Below are 15396 nucleotides of genomic sequence, written 5' to 3' on the forward strand. Positions count from 1 at the left end.
GTCTCCGTTCTATTCGCGGTCGAGGCTGTCGAGCAGCCGGTCGATCAGGGCCTGGGAAGCGCCTTGATAGGCCATCGGCTCGAACAATGCCGCAATTTTCTCCGGCGCAAGATGCGCGGTGACATTCGAATCGGCCGTGAGCACGTCGCGCAAATGCTTTCTCTCGGCAACCGCCTTCTTGCTGGCAGCCTCGACCAGATGATGCGCGTCGCTCTTGCCGATCGTCTCGGCGAGCGCGAAGGTGACGGCTTCCGCCATGATCAGGCCATGCGTCGCGTCGAGATTGGCGCGCATGCGCGCCGCATCGACGTCGAGGCCTTCGGCGATATCGACGATGGCCGCAAGCGCACCGGAGGTGACCAGCATCAATTGCGGCAGCGTCGGCCATTCCGCGTGCCACGGGCCGGCGCTGCGCTCGTGATCCTGGACCTGGGCCGCGAAGATCGTCGCGGCCAATTGCGGCGCCATCGTAGCGGCCCCGAGCGCACTTGCCGCTGCGACCGGATTGCGCTTGTGCGGCATGGTCGAGGAGCCACCACGGCCTTCGCCGGCAGGCTCAAAAGCTTCGGCGACGTCGGTCTGCATCATCAGCGAGACGTCGCGGGCGATCTTGCCGCAACTGCCGGCAAGAATCGCAAGGCTTGATGCCGCCTCGGCGATTCGGTCGCGATGGGTGTGCCAGGGCGCTTCGGGCAATTGCAGGTTCAACTCCTGTGCAAGCCGCTCGGCGACGACGAGCCCCCTGTCGCCGAGTGCTGCCAGCGTGCCGGCGGCGCCGCCGAATTGCAGCGTGAGGCCTTCGCGGCGCGGCCGCCGCAGCCGGCAGCGTGCGCGGGCAAGGCTTGCGGCATATTCGGCGGCCTTCAATCCGAACGGCATCGGCAGCGCGTGCTGCAGCCAGGTGCGCGCGACCATGGCGGTGTTGCGGTGGGCGCGCGCCAGTGCGGCGAGCCCTTTGATGGCGCGGCTGAGGTCGGCGTCCAGCGCATCGATCCCGGCGCGAAGCATCAGCATGGTCGCAGTGTCGATGACGTCCTGGCTGGTCGCGCCCCAATGCACGTAGCGCGCCGCCTCCGCATCGGCCTTGGCGACGCTCGCGGTCAGCGCCTTGACGAGGGGGATCGCCAGATTGCCCGACCTGGTCGCGGCGTCCGCAAGCGCGGCAAGGTCGAACGCGGCTGCATTGCAGGCGGCTTCGATTGGGCCAGCCGCGCTCGCGGGAATTACGCCGGTCGCAGCTTCGGAGCGGGCCAGCGCTGCCTCAAATTCGAGCATGTATTGCAGGTAAGCCCGGTCATCGCAGACCGCGCGCATGGCCGCGCTCGACAGCATCGGCGCAAGCAGGGGGGAGAGGGATGTGCTCATGTTGCGCCGGACCTAATCACCATGGGCGGCGTCTGCCAATCCCAAACCGCTGGCGCAAACTTGTTGCAGTTGCGAATATGCATTGCATGTGATCGTCGGCCGCCCTTTCCTTTGCGGCGGCCCTGCGTTACTTGAGCAGCATTGCGTCAATGATCCCGGGAGGCTGCCCATGGCCATGACAATGAACGGCGAAGTTCAGCTTGCGGCGTCGCGCGAATCCGTATGGGCCAAGCTCAACGATCCCGAGGTGCTGAAGGCCTGCATCCCCGGCTGCGAGGAACTGGAGAAGACCGACGACGGCGGTTTTCGTGCGGTCGCCAAGATGAAGGTCGGCCCGGTGTCGGCGCGCTTCAAGGGCAAGGTGATGCTCAGTGATCTCGACCCGCCGAACGGCTACAAGATAACGGGTGAAGGCGAGGGCGGCGTGGCCGGCTTCGCCAAGGGCGGCGCGGCGGTGAAGCTGTCGGAGAAGGATGGCGGCACGCTGCTTTCCTATGATGTCGAGGCGCAGATCGGCGGCAAGTTGGCGCAGCTCGGCCAGCGCCTGATCAACGGCGCCGCCAAAAAGCTCGCCGACGAATTTTTTGCGAATTTCGCCAAGGCGGTACAGGGTTAGCCCCACGCCTTTAGGCATAACTGCCTGCATTTCGGGCGATGTTGCCCGAAGGTGCAATGGCCCATATGATGGGTTGGAATAACTATAAGAACCGCTTCGCCGGGACCCGGCGGGGCGCTGACCAGAGAGTCCTGATGGCCAAAATCTCCCTTATCGTGAACGGCAATCCCGTCAACGCCAATGTCGACCCCCGCACCCTGCTGGTGCAGTTCCTGCGCGAGCATCTGCGGCTGACCGGGACCCATGTCGGCTGCGACACCTCGCAGTGTGGCGCCTGCGTCGTGCATCTCGACGGCAAGGCCGTGAAGTCCTGCACCACGCTTGCGGTGATGGCCGACGGCCACGAGGTCAAGACCATCGAAGGGCTGGCCGCCGACGGCGCGCCGCTGCATCCGATGCAGGAGGCCTTCCGCGAGCATCACGGCTTGCAGTGCGGCTTCTGCACGCCCGGCATGATCATGACCGCGATCGACATCGTCCATCGCAAAGGCCACGAGCTCGACGACCACACGATTCGCGAAGAGCTCGAAGGCAATCTCTGCCGCTGCACCGGCTATCAGAACATCGTCGCCTCGATCGCCGCCGGCGCGAAAGCGATGGCGAAATCCGATCTCGCGTAACCCGACACTCGCGCGCATCTCGCGATCAGGAAGTCCATTATGTACGAATTCAAGTATCATCGCCCTGGGACCGTGCGCCAGGCAGCCAATCTCCTGGTGAAGAACGAGGACGCCAAGGTGATCGCCGGCGGCCACACACTGATTCCCGTGATGAAGCAGCGCCTCGCAAGCCCGCCGCATCTCGTCGATCTCTCCCATATCGAAGGTCTCGACACCATCGAGATGAAGGGCCGTTCGCTGGTGATCGGCGCCACGGCGAAGCACGCCGATGTCGCGACGTCGGCCATCGTCGGCGAAGCGATCCCGGCGCTCGCGAGCCTTGCCGGCGGAATCGGCGATCCGGCGGTTCGTCACAAGGGCACGATCGGCGGCTCGCTCGCCAACAACGACCCGACCGCGGACTATCCGGCGGCGGTGCTCGCGCTCGGCGCCACCATCGTCACCAACAAGCGCCGCCTGAAGGCGGAAGAGTATTTCCAGGGCCTGTTCTCGACCGCGCTCGAGGCCGACGAGATCATCACCAAGGTGATGTTCCCGCTGCCGAAGAAGGCGGCCTACGTCAAATTCCGCAACCAGGCCTCGCGCTATGCGCTGGTCGGCGTGTTCGTGGCGCGGCGTCCCTCGGATGTGCGTGTCGCCGTCACCGGCGCCGGCTCGGACGGCGTCTTCCGCGTTACTGCGTTCGAGGAAGCCTTGAAGAAGCGCTTCTCCTCGAAGGTGTTCGACGGCATCGACGTGCCGGCCGAAGGCCTCAACAGCGATATCCACGGCAGCGCGGAATATCGTGCGCACCTGATCGGGGTGCTGACGCGGCGCGCCGTCGACGCTGCCAACGCCAAAGAGTGATGGGCCCGGATCGGGCGTAGCGAGACTGGCTCTTTCATGACTGCAGCGGCACTGCCGGCATCGGTCGATGCGATGCTCGAACTCCTCACTTCGCGCGGCTATCTCGCGGAGCGGTCGCTGGCGACGGTGACGTATCTGTCGCTGCGCATGGGGCGGCCGCTATTCCTGGAAGGCGAGGCCGGCGTCGGCAAGACCGAGATCGCAAAAGTGCTGTCGGCGGCGCTGGGACGGAAACTGATCCGCCTGCAATGCTATGAGGGCCTCGACGTCTCCTCGGCGGTCTATGAATGGAACAGCGCCGCGCAGATGATCGCGATCCGGATGGCGGAGGCCGCCGGCGATACCGATCGCGAGCAACTCTCCTCCGACATCTTCGCCGATCGTTATCTGATCAAGCGGCCGCTGCTGCAGGCGCTGGAGCCGGACGTTGCCGGCCCGCCGGTGCTCTTGATCGACGAGCTCGATCGCGCCGACGAGGCGTTCGAGGCGTATCTGCTCGAAATCCTCAGCGACTTCCAGGTGACCATCCCCGAATTCGGCACCGTGAGGGCGCCGCATCCGCCGATCGTCATCATCACCTCCAACCGCACCCGCGAGATCCACGACGCGTTGAAGCGGCGCTGTCTCTATCACTGGGTCGACTATCCCTCCGCCGAGCGCGAGCTCGCCATCGTCAAGACGCGCGTGCCCGGCATCTCGGCAAAGCTGTCGCAGCAGGTCGTGCGCTTCGTGCAGGCGCTGCGCAACCAGGATTTCTACAAGTCGCCGGGCGTCGCCGAGACCATCGACTGGGCTACCGCGCTGTCCGAGCTCGACGCCCGCTCGCTGACGGCGCAGGTCGTCGGCGACACGCTGGGCGCGCTGCTCAAGTATCAGGACGACATCGTCCGCATGCAGGGCGATGCCTTGCAGAAGGTGTTGAAGGACGCGACGAGCGAGAATTGAACGTCGTCGTTCCGGGGCGATGCGAAGCATCGAACCCGGAACCTCGAGATTCCGGGTTCACGCTTCGCGTGCCCCGGAATGACGGCAGAGGCAGCAGACCATGGCGATCAATCACCTTGCGCCTGACAAGACCGAGCAGTTTGCCGACAACATCGTCGGCTTCGCCCGCGCGCTTCGTGCCGCCGGTCTTCCCGTCGGCCCCGGCTCGGTGATCGACGCCGTCAACGCGCTCCAGGTGATCGACATCGGCAGCCGCTCCGACGTCTTCACCACGCTGGAGGCGATCTTCGTCAAGCGCCACGAGCATGCGCTGATCTTCAAGCAGGCCTTCAACCTGTTCTTCCGGCCTTCCGAAGAGTGGAAGCACATGCTGGATTCGGTGCCGCTGCCCGATCATGCCAAGAAGAAGCCGCCGCCGGCCTCGCGCCGCGTCCAGGAGGCGCTGTCGCAGCCGCAGATGACGGAGACGCCGCAGCACCAGGAGCAGGATCTGCGCCTGTCGGTCTCCGACAAGGAAATCCTTCAGAAGAAGGACTTTGCGCAGATGAGCGCGGCCGAGATCAGCGAAGCGCTGCGCGCGATCGAGAAGATGAGGCTGCCGCAGGCCGAGCTTCTGACGCGGCGGCACCGGCCCGATCGGCGCGGGCTGCGCCTCGACCTGCGCCGTACCTTGCGCGCCTCGCTGCACACCGGCGGCGACATCATCGACATCCACCGCCTCGGTCGGATCGAGAAGCCGGCGCCGATCGTGGCGCTCTTGGATATCTCGGGATCGATGAGCGAATACACCCGCCTGTTCCTGCACTTCCTCCACGCCATCACGGACGCCCGCAAGCGCGTCTCCGTGTTCCTGTTCGGCACCCGCCTCACCAACGTCACCCGTGCGCTGCGCCAGCGCGATCCGGACGAGGCGCTGGCAAGCTGCTCGGCGGCGGTGGAGGATTGGGCCGGAGGCACGCGCATTGCGACCTCGCTGCACAACTTCAACAAATTGTGGGCACGCCGCGTGCTGAGCCAGGGCGCGATCGTGCTGCTGATCTCCGACGGGCTGGAGCGGGAGGCCGATTCCAAGCTCGCCTTCGAGATGGACCGTCTGCACCGCTCCTGCCGTCGCCTGATCTGGCTGAACCCGCTGCTCAGGTTCGGCGGCTTCGAGGCCAAGGCGCAGGGCATCAAAATGATGCTGCCCCACGTTGACGAATTCCGCCCCGTACATAATTTGAGTTCGATCCAGGAGCTGATCAAGACGCTCTCCCAGCCGCTGCCGCCGCATCACCGCAGCCTGATCCGTTCCGCAGCTTGAGAGGTAGGCCATGCTCGATCGCGACGAGGATATCCTGAAGGCGGCGGAGGACTGGCAGAAGGCCGGCCATGGCGTTGCCCTCGCAACGGTGGTGGAGACCTGGGGCTCGGCGCCGCGGCCAGCGGGCTCGAGCCTCGTGATCAACGACGACGGCACATTTCTGGGCTCCGTCTCGGGCGGCTGTGTCGAAGGTGCGGTGGTCACCGAGGCCATGGACGTGATCGAGTCGGGCAAGCCAAAAATGCTGGAGTTCGGCGTGGCCGATGAGACCGCCTGGAACGTCGGGCTGTCCTGCGGCGGCACCATCCGCGTATTCGTCGAGAAGGTCGGCTAGCCGTGAAGCTGGAAACCCTGCACGAACTCAATGCCGAGCGCGCCGCGCGACGACCGGTCATTCTCGTCACCGATACCGAGAGCGGCGAGCAGCGGCTGGTGAAGGCCAGGGATTTTGCCAAGGATCCGCTGCGTGCCGAGCTCGAGAAACAGCTCCGCACGGGCAAGAGCGGCAATGTCGAGGCCAATGGCAAGAAGCTCTTCCTCAACGTCTATGCGCCGACCGCGAAGATGGTTGTCGTTGGCGCCGTCCATATCAGCCAGGCGCTGGCGCCGATGGCGCGCTCGCTCGGCTATGACGTAACGGTCGTCGATCCCCGCACGGCCTTTGCGAGCCCCGAGCGTTTTCCGGACGTGCCACTGATCGCAGAATGGCCCGACGTCGCGCTGCCGCCACTCAACATCGACCACTACACCGCCTTCGTCGCGCTGACCCACGATCCCAAGATCGACGATCCAGCGCTGCTGCACGCCTTCGAGCGCGACTGCTTCTATATCGGTGCGCTCGGCTCGCGGAAGACGCACGCCAAGCGCGGCGACCGGCTGCGGGCGCAGGGCGCGAAGGATAGCGACATCGCGCGCATCCATGCGCCGATTGGCCTTGCGATCGGCGCGGTCTCGCCGTCCGAGATCGCGGTGTCGATCATGGCCGAGATCACGTCGGTGCTTCGCCTGCCTCCGAAAGAAAGAGAAGAAGCGGCATGAAGTTCGGCCCGGCGAGCCCGAAGGATGCGATCGGCGGGGTGACCGTCCACACCCTGCGCCAGGGTCCGCTGGTGCTGAAGAAAGGCACGACGATCGGCCCTGCCGAAGTCGAGGCGCTGACGCGTGCCGGCATCAAGGACATCGTCGTGGTGCGCATGGAGCAGGGCGACGTCTCCGAGGACGTCGCGGCCGCCAGCATTGCGGAGGCGGTCGGAGGCGAGGGCATCCATGTCGAGCGCGCCTTCACCGGTCGCGCGAATTTGTTCGCGGCGCGCCCGGGCGTTCTGGTGATCGACCGCGCTGCAGTCGATCGTATCAACAATGTCGACGAAGCCATTACCTTTGCGACGCTCTCTGCCTTCAAGCCGGTGGTCGAGGGCGAGATGGTCGGCACGGTCAAGATCATTCCGTTCGGCGTCGAAGGGAGTTTGCGCGATGCCGCCGTGAAGGCCGCGGGCCGCGACGTGCTGCAGGTTGCGCCCTACGTGATCAAGCGCGTCGGCGTCGTCTCGACGCTGTTGCCGGGCTTGTCCTCCAAGGTGGTCGACAAGACCTTGCGCGTCACTGCCGAGAGGCTCGCGCCCGCGGGTGCGACCATCATCGCCGAGCGGCGGGTGCCGCATGAGGAGACGGCGCTGTCGGCTGCGATCAAGGAGTTGCTGGGACTCGGCGCCGAGCTCGTCATCGTGTTCGGGGCCTCCGCGATCGCCGACCGCCGTGACGTGATCCCGGCGGCGATCACCGAGATCGGCGGCGCGATCGAGCATTTCGGCATGCCCGTTGATCCCGGCAATCTGCTGCTGATCGGCCGCGCGGGCCAGGTGCCCGTGCTGGGCGCGCCAGGCTGTGCGCGATCGCCGGTCGAGAACGGTTTTGACTGGGTGTTGATGCGGCTCCTCGCGGGCATCAAGGTGACGCGCGCCGAGCTGATGGGCATGGGCGTCGGCGGCCTCCTGATGGAGATCGTCACGCGGCCGCAGCCGCGTGCAAAGCCCGAGACCGAAGGCAACAGCCAGGTCGCGGCGATCGTGCTCGCCGCGGGGCGCTCGACCCGGATGGGCGGGCCCAACAAGCTGCTCGCCGAGCTCGAGGGCAAGAAGCTGGTGCGGATCGCGACCGAACAGGTGCTGGCTTCGAAGGCGTCCGAGGTGATCGTCGTCACCGGCCATCAGGCTGAGCTCGTCGAGCAGGCGCTCAAAGGCCTGAAGGTGAAATTCGTTCGCAATTCGGATTTTGCCGGCGGCATCGCAAGTTCGGTCAAGGCCGGCATCGCGGCCGTGCCGGACGGCAGCGACGGCGCGCTGGTCTGCCTCGGCGACATGCCGCTGATCGATGCCGGCCTGATCGACCGCCTGATCGACAGTTTTGCCCCCGACCGCGGCAATCTGATCGCCGTGCCCGTGAGCGAGGGCCGCCGCGGCAATCCCGTGCTGTGGTCGCGCCGCTTCTTCAGCGAATTGATGACGCTCGACGGCGACATCGGCGCGCGGCATCTGATCGCCAAGCATGCGGAAGTCGTGGCCGAAGTGCCCGTCGATGGCGAGAGTGCCTTCCTCGACATCGATACGCCGCAGGCGCTGGAAGCGGCGAGACGAGGATGACGGTGCCGTAGGGTGGGCAATGGCGCATAGCGCCGTGCCCACCATTTTTCCGCGCGTCGACTGAAGCGGTGGGCACGCTTCGCTTTGCCCACCCTACGAAGTGGCGATTTCAACCACTCGTTCACCATCTGGAAACGACCGATCCTTACAGTCTCCTCCGCCTGCCTCGGGGGAGGGGAATTTCCATGGCTTCGAACGTCGTCGCGCGCCGTTGCGCGATGTTTTTCTTTGGGCTGAGCATTGTTGTGGCGGGGGCCCGCTACGTCACGGACGCGCATGCCGCGGGCGCCTTCGCAGTTGGCAAGTGCGGGGCCTATGGCCATGCCTATGACTTCGCCGGCGAAGCCGCGGCGCGCGCCGCCGCACAAAAGCAGTGCAAGGGCGAGTGCACGACCGTGACCATGAAGCGCGACTGTGCCGCGATGTCGGTCGATCTCGCCAACCCCTGCGGCGCCTATGGCTATGCCGTGAAGCCGAATATCTCGACGACGCTCAATGCCGCCACGCGCGAATGCTACAAATATGGCGGCAAGGAATGCGTGATCCGCGCCTGGGCGTGTGACGCGAAGGGCTGAAATTGCATAGCTCGCGGGACTGGCTTGCCGAGGTGCGGCCGATCAGGCCTCGGCCTCGATCGACCAGGGCACCTTCGCCTTGACGAAATCCGACCACACCTTCTTCAGGCGCGGTTCGGTGCCGACCATTGCGTGTGCCTGCCAGCCTGCGATCGCCGCTGCAGCAGTATTGCCGCTTGCGGATTCCATGCCGATATCCGCGAGCAGCAAGGCCGTTGTCGCCATGTCGTTGAAGAGGCCGAGCTCATGCTGCAAAGCGGCCAGCCGGTCGGAGAAGCGTCTTGCGGACTTGCGCTGTCCGTAGAGCGGCAACAGGAAATCAGCGACATAGCGCAGCTTCTTCACGGCAAGCCGCAGGCAGTGCAGCTCTTCAGCCGTGAGCGACTTGAAGCGGCGGCCGCGCTTCAGCACCTTCGCATACTGGGTGGACAGGATGCGCCGCGCGAAGTTCGTGGCGGGCTCGGCCAGTTGCGCCAGATGTTCGGGCGCGACGTCGCTACGCCAGCCGCGCGACTCGATCCAGCCGCCAAGCCCGATAACGAAAGACGCAGCGCGGCGGTCGCCCAGCGCCAGGCGCGCCTTGTCGTATGAATCGGTGCGGCGCTGCTCTGCGGCCCCCTCCAGCGCGTCGAAGCCGGCGATCGAGGGGCAGCCTTGCGCGACGGTGCGCAGTGTCTCGCGCTGGAAGACATCCCATTCGCGAGCGGCGGACAGATTCTGCGCCAGCCACTTGGCCTCTGCGCGCAGCAGGTCGAGCTTGCTCACGGATACGACCGATTGCATCAGGTGCAGGGCTGATCGTAGGCGCCGCAGCGCGACGCGAAGCTGATGAATTCCCTCAGGATCACGACCGTCCTCGGCAGCCGGGAGCGATTGAAGTAGATGGAGAAGACAGGCGCGCAGGATCACGGCAAGGGTCTCGTCGAGCGAGGCCGATGGATCCAGGCGCAGCCTGCGCGGCCTTCTTGCGGCTGGCGGCACGTCGGCCGCGAGGTCAAATCCGCGTGCCGATTTGCTGCGGATGGATGGTCTCACCGGCCCATGCTCGGCAAGCCGCAGCGCAAGCTCGTAGATCGCCGACGCGCTGCCGGACTTGAGCTCGAGCTCGATCTCGCTGACCGGCATCGATCGATCGCCGGATTTCAGGAATCCCTGGTCGAATGCGACCTCGACCGTGCCGGATGGCAGATCGATGATGCGCTGATGCCGGTGGATGTCGGTGGTGAAGACCGCCTCGAGCGGACGACGATCGAAATCGGCGCGCAGCTTCTCCGGGATGAACGGCAGCGCCAGCGCGACATCCGGAGCAGTGGAGGGGACATTCGCTTCCCATTCGCCACGTCGGAGCGGATCGTTCGCGGCCTCGGCCTTCACGGTCTGCGTGTATCGCGCGCCGCTCTGGCGAACCCTGAAGCTCAAGCCGTTGCGTTGAAGCGCATGCTTGGCTGTATCGTAGTAGATGGCCTTGAGATGCTTTCGCGTGCCTTTGTTGCGCGCGTTCGCCGCGATGATCGGTGCATTGCCGAAATCCGCCAGACGATCGGGCGCGACGAGCAGCTTGAGCTCGATCTCTGTGGTGCGTGGCGCACCTTCGCGAGACGGCGCAAGGTCTGGTGTTGGCTTCTCACTGAGCTGGGCCTCATCAACGCGAAGGTCTTCAGCGTGAGGGAGGTCGTTGTGCGCGAGCATATCGTCAACGCGCTCTTGCGAGCCAAGCTCTTGCTCGGTGGTGGAAACCACCGAGTTCCTGGTTTTCTTCCTGTCCTCTCTGGTCTTCTTCCGGTCCTCCGGGACAAGATGGCCATTGGGCCGAGGTAAACTATGCACGGTTTCGAAGGCCGGCTTGATGGTGCCAGATTCGGACATGAGATTTGTATGACGGTTTGATGACAGCGCAATGATGTATAGCCGACTCAATTCGAGCCGGGAAGCGGTCCCCGGTTGCATCGAGTTTGAAATTTTCACGCTGTGAATAAATAGGTCAATCTGGGTTACATTCATCCTCAAACAACGCTCGCGCGAAGAATTTTCTTCTCTGTGTGCGGGGCGCGTGGGATAAATCATGCAGTTTGATACAAAAATCGCCGTGGTGATCCGCACGGATCTTCAGGCTTGGCAGAAACTCAACGTGGCGTCCTTCCTCGCGGGCGGAATCGCTGCCGCCTTTCCGGGATGCATCGGCGAGCCTTACGAGGACGCGTCAGGCACGAAATATCTCTCCCTGATCGGCCAGCCGATCCTGATCTACGGCGCCGATGGTCCCGCATTGTCCCGCGCGCTATCGCGCAACGTGACGCCGGCGGTCTATACCGAGGACATGTTCGCGACCACGCATGATGTTGCCAATCGCGAGGCGGTGCGAGCGGTGAGCCGCGCCGATCTCAATCTCGTCGGCATTGCGATGCGCGCCGAGCGCAAGGTGATCGATAAAATTATCGATGGTTTGAAGTTCCACAGCTGACGCCGGCTGCTGCGTGAAAGGACGCGTCACCGACCAGATGAGGGCCGGCAAGATCGACGGCCGCATGGTGCTCGATTTTACCTAGTGCCGGCACCTCACGCCGGCGGCATGGTCTCGAACTTCGGCAGGCTCGGATCGAGGTGATCCCAGCCCTGTCCGCGCGCGGCGTAAGTTATCACCTGCGGCTGGTAGCGGGCCGGCTCGTCGAGGCTCGCGGCGCGAACGGTGAAGATGTCGGGCTGTGCTGCGAAGGTCATGTAGACCGGCAACCCGCACACGGGGCAGAAGGCGCGCGTCTTCACGTTGCCGCTGTCGCCGACCATGTCCCATTGCTTGGCCTCGCCCGTTACCGTGACGCCGGGGCGCGCGAAGGTGAGGTACGAGCCGTGGCCAGTGCCGCTTTCACGTTGACAGTCCCGGCACTGGCAGTGGTTGGCGAAGAGGGGTTCACTGGTGATCGAATAGCGGATCGCGCCGCACGCGCAGCCGCCGGTATAGGGCTTGTTCATCGCGATATCTCCTGCTCACTGTTCGCCGCTGATCGCGTCAAGCTGCCGGACGACCTTCTTCCAGCCGCCGCTCATGATGGTGTAGGCGGAATCGTTCCTGGGCATGACGAAGCCCGCATGAACCAGGCGGATTCGCGTGCCGGCTTCGACCGGGGTGAGGGACCAGGTCACGACCGTGTCGAGCGGCGCGCCGTAGCCGGTGTTGCGCTCATCGCCACCCCTCCAGGCATAGGCGAGACGCCGGTTCGGCACGACCTCCAGAACCCGGCAATGAATGACGCCATCCCAGGCGCCGCCGGGGGTGGTTTGGAAGGTGAAGGCTTTGCCTTCGATCGCCTCGAAGCCGGTCGGCGGCATCAGCCAGCGCGCGATCAACTGCGCGCTGGTCAGCGCCTTCCAGATCGTCTCGGTCGCGTGAGGGAAGATCTCGTCGATGACGATGTCCTGGGTTTGAACATTGGACGCAACGGCACTCACGGATCGATCTCCTTCAACAGGCTACGCAGGTTTTGGAAGCGCTCGCGCCAGAAGACGCCGTAATGATCCATCCACTCGACCAGAGGCTCGAGCCCCTGCGGCGCGGCGCGGTAGTAGACGTTACGGCCCTCCGCGCGCTCGGCGACGAGACCGGCCTGCTTGAGGGATTTCAGGTGCTGCGAGATCGCGCCCTGGGTCACGCCGCTGCCGCGCGTCAGCTCCGCCACGCTGATCTCCTTGCTCTCGAAGACACGCTCGAACACGGCGCGGCGGGTCGGATCGGCGAGAGCGCGCATGACGGTAGTGACGGGGTTTGGGACGGCTTCGAGCATGTTAATTCAATTAGCAATGGCTAATTCATTAGTCAAGGCTAATTTGTCTGGACATCTTGTGAGCGACTGAGCAATTGACTTTGACTGACCGGTCAGTCATAAATTGCGAATGATAAAGAAGCCGACCAATCCTGCCGTGCCATCGGCAGTCCGCGCCAAGGGCCATGCTCTCGAAGCCAGCGAAGGTGCCGCTCGCGGATCAAATCGCGCCGTGCGCGCAGCGGAGCGGCGTGCGGCGATCGTGGAGGCAGCTCTGGAAGAGTTCATTGCGCGCGGCTTTGCGGCGACGCGGCTCGACGACATCGCCAAGCGCGCGGGTGTGGCGAAGGGCACGATCTACCTGCACTTCAAGGACAAGGAATCGATGTTCGAGGAGCTGGTGCGCATCGTCATCGTGCCGGTGGTCGAGCGCCTCACCACACTGCCTCCGCCGACCGGCTCGGTGCGGGACCTCGTCGAGGCCTTTGCGACCAATTTCCTGAAGGAGGTTGCAAACACCAGGCGCGGCGATCTCGTGCGCCTGATCGTGGCGGAGGGGCCGCGCTTTCCGGCCGTGGCCGACTTCTACTACCGCGAGGTGGTGTCGCGCGGGATGGCCGGCATGCGCGCGTTGATCGAGCTCGGGATCGCCCGCGGTGAGATTCAGCAAAAGAACCTCGCGCGCTTTCCCCAAATCCTGGTCGCACCCGCGCTGATCGCGGTGATCTGGCAGAGCCTGTTTGCGCGGCATCACCCGCTCGATGCGCAGGAGATGCTGCGCGTCCATCTCGATTTGATTTTTGGCGAACGGAGGACGACATGAGGTCGTCGCAAACCATTTCTCACCTCATCCTGAGGAGCGCGGAGCGCGCGTCTCGAAGGATGATGGCCCGACTGTTGCCTGTCGCCCTTCGAGACGCCGCTTCGCGGCTCCTCAGGGTGAGGGTTCGACCGTGGTATCTGCCGCCCCAAGCGTTTCAGTTTTCGGTGCGTCTCGCGCGACCTTGTGCGATCGCGGCCCTGGTACTCGCAACCGGCCTCGCCGCCTGCAAGGAACAGCGCGATCCCGGCTTCCAGGGCTGGGTCGAGGCAGACATGATCTTCGTCAGCCCCGACGAGGCAGGACGTGTGATCAAGCTGAATGTCCGCGAGGGCGACGAGGTGAAGGTCGGCGACGCCCTTTACTCGGTCGACGATGATCTCCAGCTTGCCGATCTCAATCAGAACAAGGCGACGCTGGCGAACGCGCAGCAGACCTATGATCGCGCGGCTTCGCTCAGCAAGACGGGGTCGGGCACGCAGGCCAATCTCGATTCCGCGGTCTCCGCCTTGCGGGTCGCCGAGGCGCGGGTTGCGACCTCGGAGACGCGGCTGGCGCGGCGCAGGGGTTTTGCGCCGGTCGCTGGCACGATCCAGCAGATCTATTTCCGTGAGGGCGAGATGGTGGCCGCGCAGCGACCGGTGCTGTCGATCATGCCGCCCGGCAACATGAAGCTGCGCTTCTTCGTGCCGGAGACCGAGCTGCCGAAGCTTGCGATCGGCGATCAGGTGCGGGTGGTCTGCGACAATTGCGCTGATGATCTCACCGCGAAGATCTATTTCATCGCGACCACGGCCGAATACACCCCGCCGGTGATCTACAGCCTCGATGAGCGCAACAAGCTCGTCTATTTGATTCAGGCGCGGCCCTCGCGGCCCGATGCGCTGCGCGTGGGCCAGCCGATCAGCGTCTATCTCAATCCCAAGACTTCTGAAACCAAGACCCCGGTAGCGGACCAGCGATGAACGGGACAGTCGGCAACGGTATCGCGATCGACGTCAAAGGGCTGACGAAGTCCTTTGGCGGCCGCGAGGTCGTGCACGATCTGTCGATGCAGGTAAAGCGCGGCTCGATCTACGGCTTTCTCGGGCCCAACGGCTCCGGCAAGACCACGACCATCCGCATGCTCTGCGGGCTTCTGACGCCCGACAGCGGCGAGGGCACCTGCCTCGGCTACGACATCAGGCGCGACGCCGAGCGCATCAAGCGCCAGGTCGGCTACATGACCCAGCGCTTCAGCCTGTATCAGGATCTCTCGGTGCGCGAGAATCTGGAATTCGTCGCACGGCTGTACGGCATGCGCGATGCGCGCGGCGCCGCAGGCGAGATGATCAAGCGGCTCGGCCTTTCCGGCCGCGAGGAGCAGCTTGCGGGCGAGCTCTCCGGCGGCTGGAAGCAGCGGCTGGCACTGGGCGCCTGCACGCTGCCCAATCCGCAACTCCTGCTGCTGGACGAGCCGACTGCCGGCGTCGATCCCAAGGCGCGGCGCGATTTCTGGAACGAGATCCATGCGCTCGCCGCCGAAGGCCTCACCGTGCTGGTCTCCACCCACTACATGGACGAGGCCGAGCGCTGCCACGAGATCGCTTACATCGCCTACGGCCATCTCCTCACCCACGGCACGGTGGACGAGGTGATCGCGAAATCCGCGCTCACGACCTACACCGTCACCGGAGATGATTTGAACGGCCTCGCCGTCGAGCTCACCGGCAAGCCGGGCGTCGACATGGTCGCGCCGTTCGGCACCTCGCTGCACGTCTCGGGCCGCGATGTCACCGCGCTCGAGGCCAGCATCGCGCCGTGGCGCGACAAAGGCGGCACGCACTGGCAGAAATCGCATCCCTCGCTCGAAGACGTCTTCATCGAACTCATGAACCGCTCCAGGGATAATTTCCAATAAGGACAATTT

18 protein-coding genes are annotated in these 15396 nt (G+C 64.7%); 13 read left to right on the forward strand and 5 right to left on the reverse strand.

Translation table 11 applies throughout. From position 1 onward, the window contains the following. Positions 1–9: 9 nt before the first annotated feature. Positions 10–1365 carry a 3-carboxy-cis,cis-muconate cycloisomerase gene (locus SO156_RS08245; protein ID WP_498534443.1) on the reverse strand — a complete coding sequence of 452 codons (1356 nt, stop codon included), beginning with the start codon at positions 1363–1365 and terminating at the stop codon, positions 10–12. A gap of 169 nt (positions 1366–1534) precedes the next feature. Between SO156_RS08245 and SO156_RS08250 the strand changes: the two genes are divergently transcribed. From SO156_RS08250 to SO156_RS08290, 9 genes are all read left to right on the forward strand, one after another. After that, positions 1535–1981 carry an SRPBCC family protein gene (locus SO156_RS08250; protein WP_458147200.1) on the forward strand — a complete coding sequence of 149 codons (447 nt, stop codon included), beginning with the start codon at positions 1535–1537 and terminating at the stop codon, positions 1979–1981. A gap of 134 nt (positions 1982–2115) precedes the next feature. Continuing rightward, the gene (locus SO156_RS08255) at positions 2116–2601 is read left to right on the forward strand and encodes a (2Fe-2S)-binding protein (RefSeq protein ID WP_027525325.1); all 486 of its coding nucleotides are present in this window, start codon (positions 2116–2118) and stop codon (positions 2599–2601) included. A gap of 39 nt (positions 2602–2640) precedes the next feature. Continuing rightward, positions 2641–3447: an FAD binding domain-containing protein gene (locus SO156_RS08260; RefSeq protein WP_498534444.1), complete on the forward strand. Its 807-nt coding sequence runs from the start codon at positions 2641–2643 to the stop codon at positions 3445–3447. A 36-nt stretch (positions 3448–3483) separates the two neighbouring features. Then, positions 3484–4392: an AAA family ATPase gene (locus SO156_RS08265; RefSeq protein WP_458147202.1), complete on the forward strand. Its 909-nt coding sequence runs from the start codon at positions 3484–3486 to the stop codon at positions 4390–4392. Positions 4393–4492: 100 nt separating this feature from the next. Next, a complete protein-coding gene (locus SO156_RS08270; protein ID WP_458147203.1) occupies positions 4493–5695 on the forward strand; it encodes a vWA domain-containing protein in 1203 nt (400 codons plus the stop codon). 10 nt (positions 5696–5705) lie between these two features. Then, positions 5706–6029 carry an XdhC family protein gene (locus SO156_RS08275; RefSeq protein WP_283041710.1) on the forward strand — a complete coding sequence of 108 codons (324 nt, stop codon included), beginning with the start codon at positions 5706–5708 and terminating at the stop codon, positions 6027–6029. A 2-nt stretch (positions 6030–6031) separates the two neighbouring features. Next, a complete protein-coding gene (locus tag SO156_RS08280) occupies positions 6032–6733 on the forward strand; it encodes an XdhC family protein (RefSeq protein WP_458147204.1) in 702 nt (233 codons plus the stop codon). Then, a complete protein-coding gene (locus tag SO156_RS08285) occupies positions 6730–8334 on the forward strand; it encodes an NTP transferase domain-containing protein (RefSeq protein ID WP_498534445.1) in 1605 nt (534 codons plus the stop codon). The genes SO156_RS08280 and SO156_RS08285 overlap by 4 nt, the downstream gene beginning before the upstream one ends. A 185-nt stretch (positions 8335–8519) precedes the next feature. Beyond that, entirely contained in the window at positions 8520–8909 is a 390-nt protein-coding gene (locus tag SO156_RS08290) for a DUF4189 domain-containing protein (RefSeq protein WP_498534446.1), read from the forward strand. Positions 8910–8951: 42 nt separating this feature from the next. On the opposite strand, the gene SO156_RS08295 is transcribed toward SO156_RS08290, so the two are convergent. Then, on the reverse strand, positions 8952–10775 hold the full coding sequence (locus SO156_RS08295) for a CYTH and CHAD domain-containing protein (protein ID WP_498534447.1): 1824 nt from the start codon (positions 10773–10775) through the stop codon (positions 8952–8954). A 196-nt stretch (positions 10776–10971) separates the two neighbouring features. Between SO156_RS08295 and SO156_RS08300 the strand changes: the two genes are divergently transcribed. Further along, complete coding sequence (locus SO156_RS08300) at positions 10972–11370, forward strand: DUF2000 family protein (protein WP_498534448.1); 399 nt, start codon at positions 10972–10974, stop codon at positions 11368–11370. Positions 11371–11465: 95 nt separating this feature from the next. Here the strand turns inward: SO156_RS08300 and SO156_RS08305 are convergent, their stop codons facing one another. From SO156_RS08305 to SO156_RS08315, 3 genes are read right to left on the reverse strand one after another with little or no spacing between them, the layout of a single operon-like run. Beyond that, positions 11466–11879 carry a GFA family protein gene (locus SO156_RS08305; protein ID WP_458147209.1) on the reverse strand — a complete coding sequence of 138 codons (414 nt, stop codon included), beginning with the start codon at positions 11877–11879 and terminating at the stop codon, positions 11466–11468. Between the two features lie 15 nt (positions 11880–11894). Then, positions 11895–12356, reverse strand: a complete 462-nt coding sequence (locus SO156_RS08310; RefSeq protein WP_458147210.1) for an SRPBCC family protein — start codon at positions 12354–12356, stop codon at positions 11895–11897. Then, positions 12353–12688, reverse strand: coding sequence for an ArsR/SmtB family transcription factor (locus SO156_RS08315; protein ID WP_458147211.1), 336 nt, complete (start codon positions 12686–12688; stop codon positions 12353–12355). The genes SO156_RS08310 and SO156_RS08315 overlap by 4 nt, the downstream gene beginning before the upstream one ends. Positions 12689–12797: 109 nt before the next feature. Between SO156_RS08315 and SO156_RS08320 the strand changes: the two genes are divergently transcribed. The 3 genes from SO156_RS08320 to SO156_RS08330 are packed head-to-tail and all read left to right on the forward strand — an operon-like array spanning position 12798 to position 15387. Next, complete coding sequence (locus SO156_RS08320; RefSeq protein ID WP_498534449.1) at positions 12798–13490, forward strand: TetR/AcrR family transcriptional regulator; 693 nt, start codon at positions 12798–12800, stop codon at positions 13488–13490. Further along, the gene (locus tag SO156_RS08325; protein ID WP_498534450.1) at positions 13487–14452 is read left to right on the forward strand and encodes an HlyD family secretion protein; all 966 of its coding nucleotides are present in this window, start codon (positions 13487–13489) and stop codon (positions 14450–14452) included. Before SO156_RS08320 ends, SO156_RS08325 begins: the two co-directional genes overlap by 4 nt. Continuing rightward, entirely contained in the window at positions 14449–15387 is a 939-nt protein-coding gene (locus tag SO156_RS08330) for an ABC transporter ATP-binding protein (RefSeq protein ID WP_458147214.1), read from the forward strand. The genes SO156_RS08325 and SO156_RS08330 overlap by 4 nt, the downstream gene beginning before the upstream one ends. Positions 15388–15396 lie beyond the last annotated feature (9 nt).

The sequence above is a fragment of the Bradyrhizobium sp. UFLA05-125 genome, from assembly GCF_059803515.1.

Coding starts and splice junctions, on each gene's coding strand:
- SO156_RS08260 (WP_498534444.1), top strand. CDS start 2,641: ATGTACGAATTCAAGTATCATCGCCCTGGGACCGTGCGCCAGGCAGCC.
- SO156_RS08265 (WP_458147202.1), top strand. CDS start 3,484: ATGACTGCAGCGGCACTGCCGGCATCGGTCGATGCGATGCTCGAACTC.
- SO156_RS08250 (WP_458147200.1), top strand. CDS start 1,535: ATGGCCATGACAATGAACGGCGAAGTTCAGCTTGCGGCGTCGCGCGAA.
- SO156_RS08275 (WP_283041710.1), top strand. CDS start 5,706: ATGCTCGATCGCGACGAGGATATCCTGAAGGCGGCGGAGGACTGGCAG.
- SO156_RS08245 (WP_498534443.1), bottom strand. CDS start 1,365: ATGAGCACATCCCTCTCCCCCCTGCTTGCGCCGATGCTGTCGAGCGCG.
- SO156_RS08255 (WP_027525325.1), top strand. CDS start 2,116: ATGGCCAAAATCTCCCTTATCGTGAACGGCAATCCCGTCAACGCCAAT.
- SO156_RS08325 (WP_498534450.1), top strand. CDS start 13,487: ATGAGGTCGTCGCAAACCATTTCTCACCTCATCCTGAGGAGCGCGGAG.
- SO156_RS08270 (WP_458147203.1), top strand. CDS start 4,493: ATGGCGATCAATCACCTTGCGCCTGACAAGACCGAGCAGTTTGCCGAC.
- SO156_RS08330 (WP_458147214.1), top strand. CDS start 14,449: ATGAACGGGACAGTCGGCAACGGTATCGCGATCGACGTCAAAGGGCTG.
- SO156_RS08320 (WP_498534449.1), top strand. CDS start 12,798: ATGATAAAGAAGCCGACCAATCCTGCCGTGCCATCGGCAGTCCGCGCC.
- SO156_RS08305 (WP_458147209.1), bottom strand. CDS start 11,879: ATGAACAAGCCCTATACCGGCGGCTGCGCGTGCGGCGCGATCCGCTAT.
- SO156_RS08315 (WP_458147211.1), bottom strand. CDS start 12,688: ATGCTCGAAGCCGTCCCAAACCCCGTCACTACCGTCATGCGCGCTCTC.
- SO156_RS08285 (WP_498534445.1), top strand. CDS start 6,730: ATGAAGTTCGGCCCGGCGAGCCCGAAGGATGCGATCGGCGGGGTGACC.
- SO156_RS08295 (WP_498534447.1), bottom strand. CDS start 10,775: ATGTCCGAATCTGGCACCATCAAGCCGGCCTTCGAAACCGTGCATAGT.
- SO156_RS08290 (WP_498534446.1), top strand. CDS start 8,520: ATGGCTTCGAACGTCGTCGCGCGCCGTTGCGCGATGTTTTTCTTTGGG.
- SO156_RS08300 (WP_498534448.1), top strand. CDS start 10,972: ATGCAGTTTGATACAAAAATCGCCGTGGTGATCCGCACGGATCTTCAG.